Origin of the sequence: Modicisalibacter tunisiensis, from assembly GCF_020148005.1 — a bacterium.
GTDB classification, from domain to species: Bacteria; Pseudomonadota; Gammaproteobacteria; order Pseudomonadales; family Halomonadaceae; genus Modicisalibacter; species Modicisalibacter tunisiensis.
In genome coordinates this window covers 2,108,591-2,122,544 of sequence record NZ_JAGXFD010000001.1, presented here as the reverse complement: position 1 = coordinate 2,122,544, position 13,954 = coordinate 2,108,591, and the positions used below count along the sequence as shown (strand labels likewise).

At 67.0% G+C, this 13,954-nt stretch carries 13 protein-coding genes and 1 tRNA gene; 11 read left to right on the top strand and 3 right to left on the bottom strand.

Features of this window, described 5'->3' with window-relative positions; all coding sequences use genetic code 11:
• The first annotated feature begins 75 nt into the window (after positions 1 to 75).
• The 7 genes from KGQ91_RS09835 to putP all read left to right on the top strand — a co-directional run bounded on the left by KGQ91_RS09835 (position 76) and on the right by putP (position 9,116).
• Positions 76 to 1,545, top strand: coding sequence for a dihydrolipoyl dehydrogenase (locus KGQ91_RS09835; RefSeq protein WP_224420918.1), 1,470 nt, complete (start codon positions 76 to 78; stop codon positions 1,543 to 1,545).
• 86 nt (positions 1,546 to 1,631) lie between these two features.
• Positions 1,632 to 2,039, top strand: a complete 408-nt coding sequence (locus tag KGQ91_RS09830) for a CBS domain-containing protein (protein WP_163647488.1) — start codon at positions 1,632 to 1,634, stop codon at positions 2,037 to 2,039.
• 237 nt (positions 2,040 to 2,276) lie between these two features.
• A tRNA-Gly gene (locus tag KGQ91_RS09825) sits at positions 2,277 to 2,352 on the top strand.
• 187 nt (positions 2,353 to 2,539) lie between these two features.
• Positions 2,540 to 2,911 (top strand): hypothetical protein, encoded by a 372-nt coding sequence (locus tag KGQ91_RS09820; RefSeq protein WP_224420917.1) that lies wholly within the window; start codon positions 2,540 to 2,542, stop codon positions 2,909 to 2,911.
• A 60-nt stretch (positions 2,912 to 2,971) separates the two neighbouring features.
• Positions 2,972 to 3,772: an AraC family transcriptional regulator gene (locus tag KGQ91_RS09815; protein ID WP_163647490.1), complete on the top strand. Its 801-nt coding sequence runs from the start codon at positions 2,972 to 2,974 to the stop codon at positions 3,770 to 3,772.
• A 333-nt stretch (positions 3,773 to 4,105) separates the two neighbouring features.
• Positions 4,106 to 7,297, top strand: a complete 3,192-nt coding sequence (gene putA, locus KGQ91_RS09810; protein ID WP_163647491.1) for a bifunctional proline dehydrogenase/L-glutamate gamma-semialdehyde dehydrogenase PutA — start codon at positions 4,106 to 4,108, stop codon at positions 7,295 to 7,297.
• Positions 7,298 to 7,625: 328 nt separating this feature from the next.
• Positions 7,626 to 9,116: a sodium/proline symporter PutP gene (gene putP / locus KGQ91_RS09805; RefSeq protein WP_224420916.1), complete on the top strand. Its 1,491-nt coding sequence runs from the start codon at positions 7,626 to 7,628 to the stop codon at positions 9,114 to 9,116.
• Positions 9,117 to 9,216: 100 nt separating this feature from the next.
• Here putP and KGQ91_RS09800 read toward each other — a convergent pair whose 3' ends face one another.
• Complete coding sequence (locus KGQ91_RS09800) at positions 9,217 to 9,495, bottom strand: hypothetical protein (RefSeq protein WP_224420915.1); 279 nt, start codon at positions 9,493 to 9,495, stop codon at positions 9,217 to 9,219.
• A gap of 246 nt (positions 9,496 to 9,741) precedes the next feature.
• Between KGQ91_RS09800 and KGQ91_RS09795 the strand changes: the two genes are divergently transcribed.
• Positions 9,742 to 10,326, top strand: a complete 585-nt coding sequence (locus KGQ91_RS09795) for an OmpW/AlkL family protein (protein ID WP_224420914.1) — start codon at positions 9,742 to 9,744, stop codon at positions 10,324 to 10,326.
• 81 nt (positions 10,327 to 10,407) lie between these two features.
• Here KGQ91_RS09795 and KGQ91_RS09790 read toward each other — a convergent pair whose 3' ends face one another.
• Both KGQ91_RS09790 and KGQ91_RS09785 read right to left on the bottom strand, forming a co-directional pair.
• Positions 10,408 to 10,908: a gamma-glutamylcyclotransferase family protein gene (locus KGQ91_RS09790; RefSeq protein WP_224420913.1), complete on the bottom strand. Its 501-nt coding sequence runs from the start codon at positions 10,906 to 10,908 to the stop codon at positions 10,408 to 10,410.
• Between the two features lies 1 nt (position 10,909).
• Positions 10,910 to 11,236, bottom strand: a complete 327-nt coding sequence (locus tag KGQ91_RS09785; protein WP_224420912.1) for a YqcC family protein — start codon at positions 11,234 to 11,236, stop codon at positions 10,910 to 10,912.
• 245 nt (positions 11,237 to 11,481) lie between these two features.
• Here KGQ91_RS09785 and KGQ91_RS09780 point away from each other — a divergent pair, with 245 nt between their 5' ends.
• From KGQ91_RS09780 to rimK, 3 genes are read left to right on the top strand one after another with little or no spacing between them, the layout of a single operon-like run.
• Positions 11,482 to 12,522: a DUF3549 family protein gene (locus KGQ91_RS09780; RefSeq protein WP_224420911.1), complete on the top strand. Its 1,041-nt coding sequence runs from the start codon at positions 11,482 to 11,484 to the stop codon at positions 12,520 to 12,522.
• 17 nt (positions 12,523 to 12,539) lie between these two features.
• Positions 12,540 to 12,977: an ATP-dependent zinc protease family protein gene (locus KGQ91_RS09775; protein ID WP_224415286.1), complete on the top strand. Its 438-nt coding sequence runs from the start codon at positions 12,540 to 12,542 to the stop codon at positions 12,975 to 12,977.
• A 41-nt stretch (positions 12,978 to 13,018) separates the two neighbouring features.
• On the top strand, positions 13,019 to 13,927 hold the full coding sequence (gene rimK, locus KGQ91_RS09770; RefSeq protein WP_224415287.1) for a 30S ribosomal protein S6--L-glutamate ligase: 909 nt from the start codon (positions 13,019 to 13,021) through the stop codon (positions 13,925 to 13,927).
• Positions 13,928 to 13,954 lie beyond the last annotated feature (27 nt).

Below are 13,954 nucleotides of genomic sequence, written 5' to 3'. Positions count from 1 at the left end.
TCGCCTGTCCGGCGTACCGGCACTGCTGGCCACAACACGCTATCTTGTCATCGAACATGGGAGGAATGACGCCTCATGGAGACACGCCACGTCGACGTTGCCATCATCGGGGCCGGCAGTGCCGGCCTCGGCGCCTATCGCGCCGCCCGAGCCCACACCGATTCCGTGCTGCTGATCGAGGGCGGCCCCTACGGGACCACCTGTGCGCGGGTCGGCTGCATGCCCTCCAAGCTGCTGATCGCCGCCGCCGAGGCGGCCCATCAGGCCCGTCACACCGCCCCCTTCGGCATCAACGTGACCGGCGAGGTGCAGGTCGACGGCCGGGCGGTGATGGACCGGGTCCGCCGCGAGCGCGACCGCTTCGTGGGCCTCGTCATCGAATCGATCGACGGCATCCCCGACACCGACCGGCTGCGGGGCCATGCCCGCTTCGTCGCTCCCGACACCCTGCAGGTCGACGACCATACCCGGGTCATCGCGCGGCGAGTCATCATCGCCAGCGGCTCCCGGCCGAAGTATCCCGGCCTCTTCGAGGCCGCCGGCGACCGGCTGGTGACCAGCGACGACCTCTTCGAGTGGGAGACGCTGCCCGAGTCGGTGGCGGTCTTCGGCCCCGGAGTGATCGGCCTGGAGCTCGGCCAGGCCCTGCACCGGCTCGGCGTGCGCATGCGCCTGTTCGGGGTCGGCGGCGCCCTCGGCCCCCTGCAGGATGCCGCGGTTCGCGACTATGCCGAGCGCACCCTCAACGAGTCGCTCTACGTGGACACCGATGCCACCGTGGAGGGGGTCGACCGGGACGGTGACCAGGTCGTGGTGACCTTCATCGAACGCAACACCGGTCAGCGCCTGATCGAACGCTTCGACTACCTGCTGGCCGCCACCGGACGCCGCCCCAACACCGATCGCCTGGCGCTCGAGCATGCCGGCCTGCTGCTCGATTCGCGCGGCATCCCGCGCTTCAACCGCTACACCATGCAGTGCCGCATCAGCGACGGCGAGCCCGCGCCCGTGTTCATCGCCGGCGACGCCGACCAGGAACTGCCCCTGCTCCACGAAGCCTCGGACGAGGGGCGCATCGCCGGCGACAATGCCGGGCGATTTCCCGAAGTGCGCGTCGGCCACCGCCGAGCCCCCTTGAGCATCGTGTTCAGCGATCCGCAGATGGCCACGGTCGGCCCCAGCTACGCCGAGCTCGAGACGCGCCACGGCGGCTGCGACTGCCTGGCCACCGGCGAGGTTTCCTTCGAGAATCAGGGGCGCTCGCGGGTCATGCGCGCCAACCGGGGGCTGATGCGGCTCTATGCCGAGCATGGCTCCGGGCTGTTCCTGGGTGCCGAGATCTTCGGCCCGCGTGCCGAACACCTCGCCCACCTGCTGGCCTGGTCGCTGCAGCAGCGGCTCACGGTCTCGCAGATGCTCGACATGCCGTTCTATCACCCGGTGGTCGAGGAGGGTCTGCGCACGGGCCTGCGCAACCTCAACGCCGACCTGCAGCTGGGTCCGGCGATTCTCGAGCACTGCATGGAATGCGGCCCGGGCGACTGAGTCCGGCCCACGGGTTCCACCGGCCGGCGCCACTGCCGGCCGGATACAGCCATGGGGCCACGGCCCCCTCGGCAGGAGGCTTTGCCATGAGCAACAAGGCACCCACCGTCGTGCGCGACATCATGTCCCGCGACTGCTACCGGGTCACCGGCAACACATCCGTGGCCACCCTGGTCGCCGGCCTGGCCCTGCACCGGCTCCCCGGCGCCCCCGTGGTCGACGAGCGCGACCACCTGATCGGCTTCATCTCGGAAATGGACGTCATGGGCAAGCTGCTCGACAGTGCCTACTTCGACGATGAACCCGCGCCGGTACGCGATCTCATGCGCCACGAGGTGCTGACGGTGACGCCCAACAAGAGCATCGCCGACCTGGCCCAGGAGATGCTGGGCACCAAGCCCAAGGTCTACCCGGTCGTCGAGGGCGAACGGCTGGTCGGGATCGTGACCCGGCGCGATGTGGTCAGCGCCATCCTGCAGATGCGCGGCCACTGACCCGCCGAGCATCCTCGCGAAAAAAACCGCCACATCGGGATGATGTGGCGGTCAAGGGATCGAATAAAGTAAGCAAAGACGCCATTTTCCGCGACTGCTGGAAAATTGCGCTCATTCCTGTGACCACAGCCTCGCCGGATTTCTCCCTCCCGGGACGAACTGTTTTGTATCACAATGTAACAATGACGACCGGGGCTTGCCTTGGCGGGCGTACTTTCATTATGATCGAGCCGCCGAGCGGGTATAGCTCAGTTGGTAGAGCATCAGCTTCCCAAGCTGAGGGTCGCGAGTTCGAATCTCGTTGCCCGCTCCAGATTCCTTGCATAGTCCCAAGGGTCGCGATCTGGTGCGCCAGCCCGGTGGTGCGCCATCCGATCGAATCTCGTTGCCCGCTCCAGATTCCTTGCATAATCCCAAGGGTCGCGATCTGGTGCGCCAGCCCGGTGGTGCGCCACCCGATCGACTCCCGTCGCCCGCTCTCAACTTTTCGGCCTGTCTCCATGGCGCTATATTTGCTGATCTTCCTCGTCACCCTGCTCGTCGTCGGCGGCAGCATCGCCATGCTGATGCTGGCGCGCACTCCGCGTTACCGGACCGAACCGCAGCACCTGCTGCGCCTGTTCGAGCGCGTGCTCAACGGCCAGGCCTCCGAGTCCGAATGGCATACCGTGGTCGGCTATCCGATCCGTCACGACGCCTATCTCGAGGGGGTGCGCCGCAGCGCGCAGCGCATCATGGAAGAGCACGGCCGCTCCCTGCGGTCCCAGCAGGGCGGCTCGCTGCTGTCGCGCACCGGACGCGAGGAGCTGACCGCGCTGCGCGACCACCTGGCCGCCCGCCTGGCCCTCGAGGAGGGCCGCCGCGAGTTCTGAGCCTACCGTCGCCGCGGCCGAGCGCTTACAATGGCACTCCCGTCGTCACGAGGTCGGCCCATGACCAGCACGCTGCGACTGACGCCACTCGACAACACCATCAAGCATCACGATCATGACTTCCACCAGATCGTGATCGGCCTCGACGGGCACGCCGACTTCGAGATCGAAGGCCTGGGCGGGCGCATCGAGGCACTCTCCGGCTGCATCGTGCCGGCCAACTACGTGCACTACTACGAGGGCATCGGCACCAACCGGCAGCTGATCCTCGACCTGCCGGACGATGCCCCGGCGCTGTCCGGGGCCCACCGCGAGCACGCCCGGCTGTTCGACGCCCCGCGCTTCTTCGCGCTCGACGAGCCCCTGCGCGCCTACCTGACCTTCCTGATCCAGGAACTCACGCAGCCCCGCCCGGCGCCGGGCGACCTGCTGGCGGCGACCTTCCTGGGCTGCCTGCGCGCCCGCCTCCCCGAAGCCGCCACCGTGCCCATGCCACGGCGACGCATCGACCTGGCGGACATCGATACCTTCATCCAGCACAACCTCGACCGGCGCCTCGCCGTGGCCGATCTGGCCGAGCGTGCCTGCCTGAGCGTGGCCCACTTCAGCGAGTGCTTCCGCGAGCAGACCGGCGTCACCCCCTACCAGTATGTACTGCGTCAGCGCCTTCAGGCCGCCCGGACGCTGCTGACCGACTCGCCCCTGCCGCTGAACGAGATTGCCGCCCGCACGGGCTTCGCCAGCCAGAGCGCCCTCTCCCGCGCCTTTCGGCGCGTCTTCAACGAGCCGCCGGGGCGCCTGCGCCGGCATCAGCGCCTGACCCGCGTCGCCACCACCTCGCCCAGGCGGCTGAGCCGCTGAGTCGCCGCGCAAGCCGCTGCCACCGTGCCCGGGCCCCGGCCCTTCCCGTCGGGAATACGGCGCGATCGGCCACGATCAGCTTCGACCTTGGTCTAAAAAAAGCCGCAACAGGACAAACTTTCCGGCTTTTTGACAATGCCGGCCAAGAAATTGGCAAGACGCCGCAATCTCTCCCACTCTAAATTCAAGCCATTACAGAATTGCTTCTCGCACCCTGGTGTTCGCAGCCGGGGATTCCGGCGTTGCAGAGCTCGTCAAGGACGACGGGGGAACGGCATTGCCACCGTCGGGCCCGGCTGCGCCCGAGTCACTACCTGATAACGGGGTCTTCTCATGCTCGAAGCCAAGACCATGCTGGACCAGCGGACCTGGCAACAGGACCTGAACGCGCTGCTCGACCGAGTGAGCGAGCATTACATCGTCGACGAAGACGCCTTCATGCGCGAGCTGGTCGCCTTCCTCCAGGCCGATGACGAGGATTTCCAGCGCATCGCCGACAAGACCGCCGACCTGGTTCGGGAAGTCCGCGAGATGGACACCGCCGTCGACTCCATCGACGAACTCCTCCAGCAGTACAGCCTCGACACCCACGAGGGGCTGATGCTGATGTGCCTGGCCGAGGCCATGCTGCGCATCCCCGACAAGGCCACCGCCGATGCCCTGATCGAGGACAAGCTGGGGCCGGCCGACTGGAAATCCTACGTCGGCCAGAGCGAGTCCTGGTTCGTCAACGCCTCTACCTGGGGCCTGCTGATGACCGGCCGGGTGATCCAGCTCGACAAGCCCCGCGAGGGCAAGCCGGCCACCTTCATCAACAAGCTGGTCAATCGCATGGGCGAGCCGGTGATCCGCCGCGCCATGGTCGAGGCGATGAAGATCATGGGCCGCCAGTTCGTGCTCGGTCGCACCGTCGACGAGGCGCTCAAGCGCTCCCAGCCGCTGTTCGACAAGGGCTACACCTACTCCTACGACATGCTCGGCGAGGCGGCGCGCACCCGCGACGACGCCCGGCGCTACTTCGACGACTACGCCAAGGCGATCGAGCGCGTCGGCGCGGTCAGCCAGAAGCTCGACGCCAGGACGCCGGCGCCGTCGATCTCGATCAAGCTCTCGGCGCTGCATCCACGCTACGAGTTCGGGCGTCGCGAGCAGATCCTCGTCGAGCTGGTCGACAGCGTGAAGCAGCTGGTCGCCATGGCCCGCGAGCGTGACGTGGCGGTCACCATCGATGCCGAGGAAGTGGACCGCCTCGAGCTGTCCCTGGAGGTCTTCCGCGCCGTCTACGAGAGCGACGCCGCCAAGGGCTGGGGTCACTTCGGCCTGGTGGTGCAGGGCTACGCCAAGCGCGCGCTGCCGGTGCTTCACTACATCAACCGCCTCGCCGACCAGCAGGGCGACGAGATTCCGCTGCGCCTGGTCAAGGGCGCCTACTGGGACACCGAGGTCAAGGAGTCCCAGCAGCTGGGGATCGACGGCTATCCGGTCTACACCCGCAAGGCCAACACCGATGTCGCCTACCTGGTCTGTGCCCACTTCCTGCTCTCGGAGAACACCCGCGGGCGGATCTTCCCGCAGTTCGCCACGCACAATGCCCACACCATCAGCACCATCCTGGAGCTGGCCAACGACGCCGACCGCGCCTTCGAGTTCCAGCGCCTGCACGGCATGGGCGAGGCGCTCTACGACGCCGCCCTGAAACGCGCCCCCAAGGGCACCTACTGCCGCATCTACGCGCCGGTCGGTGCCCACAAGGACCTGCTGCCCTACCTGGTGCGCCGGCTGCTGGAAAACGGCGCCAACTCCTCGTTCGTTCACCAGCTGGTCGACCCGCGGGTGCCTGTCGAATCGCTGTGCGTGCATCCGGTGGAAAGCCTGCGCCAGTACGACACCTATGCCAACCCGCGCATTCCGCTGCCCAGGGACATCTATGGCGCCGGCCGGCGCAACTCCCACGGCGTGAACCTCAATATCTGGAGCCACTACCGGCCGCTGACCAGCGCCATGGACGGCTTCATGGACACGCAGTACCACGTCAAGCCGCTGCTGGCCTTCGAGGTCGATACCCTCGATGCCCAGCGCCATGAGGTACTCAGCCCCTACGATCGGCGTCAGGTGGTGGGCAGCGTGCAGTGGACCACCGCCGAGCAGGCGAAGCAGGCCGTGGAGGCCGCCTGGGCGGCCTTCCCGCGCTGGGAGGCCACGCCGGTCGAGGAGCGCGCGCAGATTCTCGAACGCTTTGCCGACCTGATGGAGGCCAACCTCGCCGAGCTGATGACGCTGTGTTCCCGCGAGGGGGGCAAGCTGCTCACCGACGGCGTCGACGAGATCCGCGAGGCGGTGGATTTCTGTCGCTACTACGCCAACCGGGCCCGCGAGCTGTTCGCCGAACCCATGGCGCTGCCCGGCCCCACCGGCGAATCCAACCAGCTGATCATGGGCGGCAAGGGGGTCTTCGCCTGCATCAGCCCGTGGAACTTCCCGGTGGCGATCTTCTGCGGCCAGATGGTCGCCGCGGCGGTTTCCGGCAACAGCGTGCTGGCCAAGCCCGCCGAACAGACCTCGCTGGTCGCCCACCGCGTCGTCGAGCTGCTGTACGAAGCCGGCATGCCGCGCGACGTGGTGCAGCTGCTCCCCGGCGACGGTCCCACCGTGGGCAGCGTGCTGACCTCGGATGCCCGCATCACCGGCGTGGCCTTCACCGGCGGCACCGATACCGCGCAGCTCATCAACCGCTCGCTGGCCGACCGTGAAGGCGCGCCGCTGCCCACGCTGATCGCCGAGACCGGGGGCCTCAACGCCATGATCGTCGACTCCACCGCCCTGCCCGAACAGGTGGTGGCCGACGTCATCCGCTCGGCGTTCCAGAGCGCCGGTCAGCGCTGCTCGGCGCTCCGCGTGCTCTACCTCCAGGAAGATATCGCCGACCGGGTGATCCAGATCCTCAAGGGCGCGATGGCCGAGCTGCACGTCGGCGACCCCCGCCACCTGGGCACCGATGTCGGCCCGGTGATCGACGACGACGCCCGCCAGGGGCTGCAGGCCCACATCGAGCGGCTCAAGGGCGAGAACCGGCTGATCGCCGAGACCGAGCTGGACCCGGCCAAGACCGCCGAGGGCACCTTCGTCGCGCCGACCGCCTTCGAGATCGACGGCATCGACGCGCTGGAGCGCGAGCAGTTCGGCCCGATCCTGCACATCGTGCGCTACCGGGCCAGCGACATCGAAGGGGTCATCGAATCGATCAACGCCAAGCAGTACGGCCTGACATTCGGGGTGCACAGCCGCAACGAATCCTTCGCCGAAGCCATCGCGCAGAAGGTTCGGGTAGGCAATGTGTACGTGAACCGTAATATCATCGGGGCCGTGGTCGGCGTCCAGCCCTTCGGGGGGCAGGGGCTGTCCGGAACCGGCCCCAAGGCCGGCGGGCCGCATTACCTGCTGCGCTTCGCCACCGAAAAGGCGCTGACCATCAATACCGCCGCCCTGGGCGGCAATGCGTCCCTGCTCGCGCTGGGTGATGACTGACCCGAGCGACAGGCCGTCGGGCGGGGCCCCGTGCCTCGCCCGCTGGACGGGGGCGTGCGAAAAGGTCTTGCCGATCGCCTTCCCGAAACGCAGGATCCTTTCGGCGCTTGACAACAATAACGGAAGAAGGACGACTCACCATGGTTAAAAAAAAGCTGACTACCGACACTACCTCCATGCGCCTCCCGGCGGTGAAACCGGACCGGCGTCATCGCCTGTCTTGAATCGCAAAAGGCTTAAAGAAACAATGCTTGCCACTGCCGGATTCTGCACGGGAAACCCGCTGACCGGTCGACGCTAGTCCGTCCTGATTAACTGGAGACGCTCCATGGCTATTGGTGTTTGGATCAGTCTAATTGCTTACTTTGTGCTCATGATTGCCATCGGCATCTATGCAATGCGCAAGGCGACCTCTTCATCGGAAGATTACATGCTCGGGGGCCGCGGCCTGAGTCCCAAGGTGGCGGCCCTGTCGGCCGGCGCCTCGGACATGAGCGGCTGGCTGCTGCTGGGCCTGCCCGGGGCGCTGTTCGTGTCCGGTCTGGGATCGGCCTGGATCGGCATCGGCCTGCTCGTGGGGGCCTTCTTCAACTGGACCCTGGTGGCCCCCCGCCTTCGCGAGCAGACGGTTCACTACGGTAATGCCATTACCATTCCGGAATTCCTCGCCAACCGGTTCCCGACCCGGGCGCTGTCGCTGCGCACGGTATCCGCCATCGTCATCGTGGTGTTCTTCGCGGTGTACACGGCTTCTGGGCTGGTAGCGGGCGGCAAGCTGTTCGAAAGCGCGTTCGCGGGGGTCATCAACATCGGCGGCCTGAGCGACTATGCGACGGGCGTCATCCTCACCCTCGGCGTGGTGCTGGCCTATACCGTGGTCGGCGGCTTCCTGGCCGTGAGCATGACGGACTTCGTGCAGGGCTGCATCATGATGCTGGCCCTGGTGATCATGCCGCTGGTCGTCCTCTTCGGCGAAGGCGGCGGCGGGTTCTCCCAGGCCTCGCAGACCCTGAACGAGGTCGATCCCAACCTGCTCTCGTGGACCTCGGGACTGACCTTTATCGGCTGGCTCTCGGCGGTCACCTGGGGGCTGGGCTATTTCGGGCAACCGCACATCATCGTGCGCTTCATGGCCATCCGCACCCTGAAGGAGGTGCCGGTAGCCCGTAACATCGGCATGAGCTGGATGCTCATTTCGCTGATCGGCGCAATCTCCCTGGGCATCTTCGGCCGGGCCTATGCGGTCCGCAACGGCATGAATGTCGAAGACCCCGAGACGATCTTCATCATCCTCGCGGACCTGCTGTTCAACCCGCTGATCACCGGCTTCCTCTATGCCGCCCTGCTGGCGGCCATCATGAGCACCATCTCCAGCCAGCTGCTGGTCTCCTCCTCCTCGCTGACCGAGGATTTCTACCGGCTGTTCCTGCGCAAGGACGCCACGGACAAGGAAACCGTCACCGTGGGCCGGATCAGCGTCGTGCTGGTGGGCGTGGTCGCCGTCATCATCGCCTCCGACCCGAACTCTCAGGTCCTGGGGCTGGTCAGTCACGCCTGGGCCGGCTTCGGCGCCGCCTTCGGCCCGCTGATCATCCTGTCGCTGATGTGGTCACGCACCAACGGCACGGGCGCCATCGCCGGCATGATCGTGGGCGCCGTCACCGTCATGATCTGGATTTCCCTGGGCTGGGACGCTTCCTTCCTGGGCGGCCCCGGCATCTACGAGATCATCCCCGGCTTCATCGCTTCCTTCCTCGCCATTCTGGTGGTGAGCAGCGTGACGGCCGACGCGGGAGAATATCAGCAGATTCCTCGCTGAAGGCAGCGTCTGACGACGCCACGCGGTCTGAAAGGGCTCCTCCGGGAGCCCTTTTCCGTTGTGATACGCCTGGCGATACGAAAACCGCTTGCAGGCCGCCCTAGAGCCGCCACAGCACCAGCAGCGAGAACACGGCGAGCAGTACCCAGCAGCCGCGACTTGCCAGGTACCGTGGCCCGCGTGCGCGCCCGGCCGTGAGCCCGGCCCCATGGGCGAAGCCGATGCCCAGCGCCGCCACGCCCAGCAGCCACAGCGGCAGCCGCCACGGCATCTCGACGCCCCGGATGACCTCCGGATGCCACAACAGCACCAGTGCCATCAGCGTGGCCCAGCCCAGCGCCAGCAATCGCGGCAGCTGACGATACATCGCCCTGTCCATGCGGTTCTCCCCCTGTCCTCCCCCTCCAGTTAAGCCTTCCAGGGCGATTTTTGCCAAGCAGCCCGCGGCACTGTAGTGACTCGCGGCGCTGTTAAATCACTCGCTCAAAAATATACATTTTTTTACATGACAATTTCGAACAGCGTTTCCTATACTGCGACCCACAGTTAGGAAACAGCGTTTTCTTACGAACCGACAGCGACTCGGACACCGGACGTCGCCTACCCAGCAAAGAAGGAGATTCCCATGACTCAGCTGAAATCGCTTTCCGCCATCCTGCTCGCCGGTGGTCTCGTTGCCGCGTCCCAGGCCGCCCTGGCCTATGAAGCCGGTGACGTGCTGATCCGCGGCGGCTATGCCAAGAGCCAAACCGACAGCGACAATGGCAGCGTCGATATCGGTGACGACAGCGCCTTCGTGGGCAGCGTCGGCTACATGCTGCACGACAAGGTCGGCGTCACCCTCGGCGGCAGCGACAAGTTCGAGCACTCGCTGACCGGCCCGGGCCTCGATGCCAGCGTCGACAGCCAACCGATCGACCTGATGGTCGAGTACTACCCGCTGGGCGGCCTGAACTCGCGTGTCCAGCCCTACGCCGGGGTGGGCGTCAACTACACGCGCTTCTCCGGGGAGAGCAGCGGCCTCAATGTCGACAACACCTGGGCACCGAAGGGCGAAGTGGGCGTCGACCTGGTGGTCACCAAGAACCTGTCGCTCAACGGTTTCGCGTCCTACGCCAATGTCAATGCGGATTACAGCTACGCCGGCAACAGCGGCGAGCTCGACACCGACCCGGTGATCGTGGGCGGCGGCGTGACGCTCAACTTCTGATCCCGCCACGGCAACCCAAGCCTGACGCAACGACAACGCCGGCCCCTCGCGGGGCCGGCGTTCTGCGTTGACGGGGTCGGCTCAGCGCGGCGAGCGCCGGGACAGCCCAAGCACTGCCAGCGTCGCCTCGCACAGCCCATCCACGGCCTCCACCGCAGCCAGCCGGTCATGGTAATCGCGGGACAGGAACGGTCTGCCGGCCAGCAGGTGATCGAGGTATTCGCGGGCCGGCTTCAATGACGGCTTCGTGCGCTCCGGCCGGGCGATGTAGACCCACGCCTCGATCGGCCCCTCGGCGGTCTGCACGATGCAGCGCTCGCGACGATAGTCGTGCGGCACCCCCTCGAAGGGATCCATGCGCTCGATCTGCCCGGGCTCGCACAGTTCGAACAGCGCCCCCTCGACCCGTCCTTCCGGTGACGGTGCCACGTTGGCATGGGCGATGCCGGGAATCCGCGAGGCCTTGTCGAAGCGCAAGGCATACGCTTCGAGAACCGCGGGCAAGGCCCGGCGCGTCTCGCCGATCCGGGCGGTCACCCGTGCCACGTTCATGTTGCTGCCATAGGCAAAGTAGTACGCCATCTCAGCCCTCCGTGACGACGCGGTCCACCTCGGCGATCGCCGAGACGACCAGCACGCGCGTGCTGGTCCGCGAGTCCTTGAGGTAAGCCTCGGCGGCCGGCGCCACCTGGCAGGTCGCCGGCATGGCGGCCCGGGCATCGACCAGCGCCTGCAGGCGCGGAATGAAGACGTAGCGCAGCCACTGGGGCAGCGCCATGGTATCCACGCAGAACGGCTCGCGGCTGTCGAAGGCTTCGGGTTCGGGCCGGGCGGTGTTCCAGAGGTCGACGCTGCGCAGGGTCGATTCGAGATTCTCGAGCGCCTGCTCGAGTTCCTGATGGGTGGTCATGACAACTCCGTGGTGAAACCTACCTCATTATCGCCCGCGTACCCCCGAGGGGCCAACCGAACCCCGCCATCGCGATAATGCACAGAAGCCCTGAAAGACCCTGTGGACAACCGCGGGAAAAGTCGCGCCGATGCCCGATTCATGCTGTTTCCGGCGCATCGTTCAAAGAATGATCAACCGCGCTGCGCAAGGCTGGAAAGCCAGGCCGCGACGCGCTACAGTGCGCCGCCAACCATGAGGACGCCATGCAGCCGATACATACGCTTAGCGACTTCTTCACGCGCACCGGCGCACGCACGCATTTCTACACGATGGGCCGGCGTGTCGCGCCCTGCCCGGCCGAGACCCTGGCCGCCTTCGAGAGCGGCGAGCAGGGCTGGCCGCAACCCTGGCTCGGCCAGGCGCAGCTGGCCTGCGTGTTCCAGCTGAGCCCCGACAGCGACCCGCTGGTCTGGTTCCTGGCCCTGCCCCTCGACGAACAGGGCCGGATCGATCCGGTGCCGCGGGATGCCTTCCTGCAACGCCTTCTCGAGACCCTGGGCCGTACCGCCGAGCGGCTCGCCGACCGACTCGAGACGGGAGACGGCGAGCGTATCGACAACCTGATGCAGGACAACCCGCTGGTGTTCACCCCGAACCTCACCCAGCGGGCCGTGCTGCACGCCCGCGCCAGCGCCGATCTCGACCAGAGCGCCAGCGAGCACTTCGAAACCGCCGAGGCCTATCTGACCGGCCAGCTGCCGGCCAACGCCTGGCAGGCGCTGGGCCTGCAGGGGATCGCCGACGTCGGCGTGCGCCATGATGCCGAGCAGGCGCGCCAGATTGCCCGCCGGGTGCCCTCCCTGCCGGTGGCGGCACTGCGCCCGCTGTGCCATGTTCTGGAGCATGTCGTGCCCGCACCCGCGCTGACCGCGGCCCTGATCGCCCGGGGCGAGACGGCCGCCGGGCAGGGTGATCTGGAAACCTTCTGCGCCTGCGTGCGCGCCGTGGGCCAGGGCGACACGGATCAGGTGGGGCCCTGGTACGATGCCCTGCTGGCCGACGCGGCCGCCGCCGGGCCCGACCTGCTCGCCGCGATCGCCGCCCGCGGCTGGGCGCACCTGGAAGATGCCCAGCGCCTGCCACGCTTTCTCGAGGTGCTCGCCGGCCAGGGCGACGGCCCCTTCATGAAAGTGGTCCGCGATCTGGCCCTGATCCCGCGACTGCGGTTACCGTTGCTGATGACGCTGCGCCAGGCCGACCCCGGGTCGCCGATCGGGCGCCGTCTGCATGCCTTCCATCGCTGAGATCCGGTGTTCGTCCCATGAAAGCGTTGCCCTACCATGCCAAGGCCGTGATCGGCCGCCGCGAGATGGTCACCCTGCCGGAAGTCGGCCTGACGCTGTGCTGCAAGGCCGACACGGGGGCCCGCACCTCCGCCCTGCATGCCGAGGAGATCGAGACCTTCGAGGAACACGGTCATGTCTGGATCAGCTTTCTGACCCGCGGCAGCGGCCCCGACAGCCCGCCGCACGCGGTCCGTCTGCACCTGCACGATCGCCGCCGCGTGACCAGCTCCAACGGCCATGCCGAGTGGCGTTACGTCATTCGCACGCTCATGCGGCTCGGCGATCTCGAGTATCCGGTCGAACTGTCACTGACCGACCGCAGCGACATGCGCCACCCGATGCTGCTGGGCCGGCGCGCCATGCGTCGCCTGCTCGTCGCGCCCGGCGCGGCCTTTCTCCACGGCGAGCCCTGAAGCCGCCACGCCTGCCCATTCGCCCGCTCCGGAGTCCCGACATGCATATCGCCCTGCTTTCGCGCAATCGCAACCTGTACTCCACCCGCCGCCTGATCGAGGCGGCACAGGCCCGGGGGCACTCGGTACGGGTGATCGACACCCTGCGCTGCTACATGAACATCGCCTCGCACCGTCCGTCGATCCACTACAAGGGCGGCGAGATCGAACGCTTCGACGCCGTGATCCCGCGCATCGGCGCCTCGGTCACCTTCTACGGCTGTGCGGTGCTGCGTCAGTTCGAGATGATGAGCACCTATGTGCTCAACGACTCCGTGGCGATCACGCGTTCACGCGACAAGCTGCGCTCGCTGCAGCTGCTCTCGCGCAAGGGCCTCGGGTTGCCGATCACCGGCTTCGCCCATTCCCCCGACGACATCCCCGACCTGATCACCATGGTCAAGGGCGCCCCGCTGGTCATCAAGCTGCTGGAGGGCACCCAGGGCATCGGCGTGGTGCTGGCCGAGACCAACCAGGCCGCGGAAAGCGTGATCCAGGCCTTCATGGGCATGAAGGCCAACATCATGGTCCAGGAGTACATCAAGGAGGCCAACGGCGCCGACATTCGCTGTCTGGTGATCGGCGACAAGGTCGTGGCGTCCATGAAGCGCCAGGCCGCCGACGGCGAGTTTCGCTCCAACCTGCATCGCGGCGGCAGCGCCAGCGTGATCCGCATCACGCCGGAGGAACGCTCCACGGCGATCCGTGCCGCCAAGGCGATGGGCCTGCGGGTGGCGGGCGTCGACCTGCTGCGCTCCAACCACGGGCCGGTGATCATGGAAGTCAACTCGTCACCGGGGCTGCAGGGAATCGAGACGGCCACCGGGCGCGACATCGCCGGGCTGATCATCGAGCACCTCGAGAAGCACGCTGCCACGCCGCGCAAGGCCCCGCCCAAGCCCAAGGGCTGACGCCGGATTAAAGCCTCGCCGCGACCG

Bases quoted from the DNA above. Each gene is read 5' to 3' on its own strand.
- KGQ91_RS09795 (WP_224420914.1), top strand. From the start codon at position 9,742: ATGACTCAGCTGAAATCGCTTTCCGCCATCCTGCTCGCCGGTGGTCTC.
- KGQ91_RS09800 (WP_224420915.1), bottom strand. From the start codon at position 9,495: ATGGACAGGGCGATGTATCGTCAGCTGCCGCGATTGCTGGCGCTGGGC.
- KGQ91_RS09820 (WP_224420917.1), top strand. From the start codon at position 2,540: ATGGCGCTATATTTGCTGATCTTCCTCGTCACCCTGCTCGTCGTCGGC.
- putP (WP_224420916.1), top strand. From the start codon at position 7,626: ATGGCTATTGGTGTTTGGATCAGTCTAATTGCTTACTTTGTGCTCATG.
- KGQ91_RS09835 (WP_224420918.1), top strand. From the start codon at position 76: ATGGAGACACGCCACGTCGACGTTGCCATCATCGGGGCCGGCAGTGCC.
- KGQ91_RS09790 (WP_224420913.1), bottom strand. From the start codon at position 10,908: ATGGCGTACTACTTTGCCTATGGCAGCAACATGAACGTGGCACGGGTG.
- KGQ91_RS09780 (WP_224420911.1), top strand. From the start codon at position 11,482: ATGCAGCCGATACATACGCTTAGCGACTTCTTCACGCGCACCGGCGCA.
- putA (WP_163647491.1), top strand. From the start codon at position 4,106: ATGCTCGAAGCCAAGACCATGCTGGACCAGCGGACCTGGCAACAGGAC.
- rimK (WP_224415287.1), top strand. From the start codon at position 13,019: ATGCATATCGCCCTGCTTTCGCGCAATCGCAACCTGTACTCCACCCGC.
- KGQ91_RS09775 (WP_224415286.1), top strand. From the start codon at position 12,540: ATGAAAGCGTTGCCCTACCATGCCAAGGCCGTGATCGGCCGCCGCGAG.
- KGQ91_RS09815 (WP_163647490.1), top strand. From the start codon at position 2,972: ATGACCAGCACGCTGCGACTGACGCCACTCGACAACACCATCAAGCAT.
- KGQ91_RS09830 (WP_163647488.1), top strand. From the start codon at position 1,632: ATGAGCAACAAGGCACCCACCGTCGTGCGCGACATCATGTCCCGCGAC.
- KGQ91_RS09785 (WP_224420912.1), bottom strand. From the start codon at position 11,236: ATGACCACCCATCAGGAACTCGAGCAGGCGCTCGAGAATCTCGAATCG.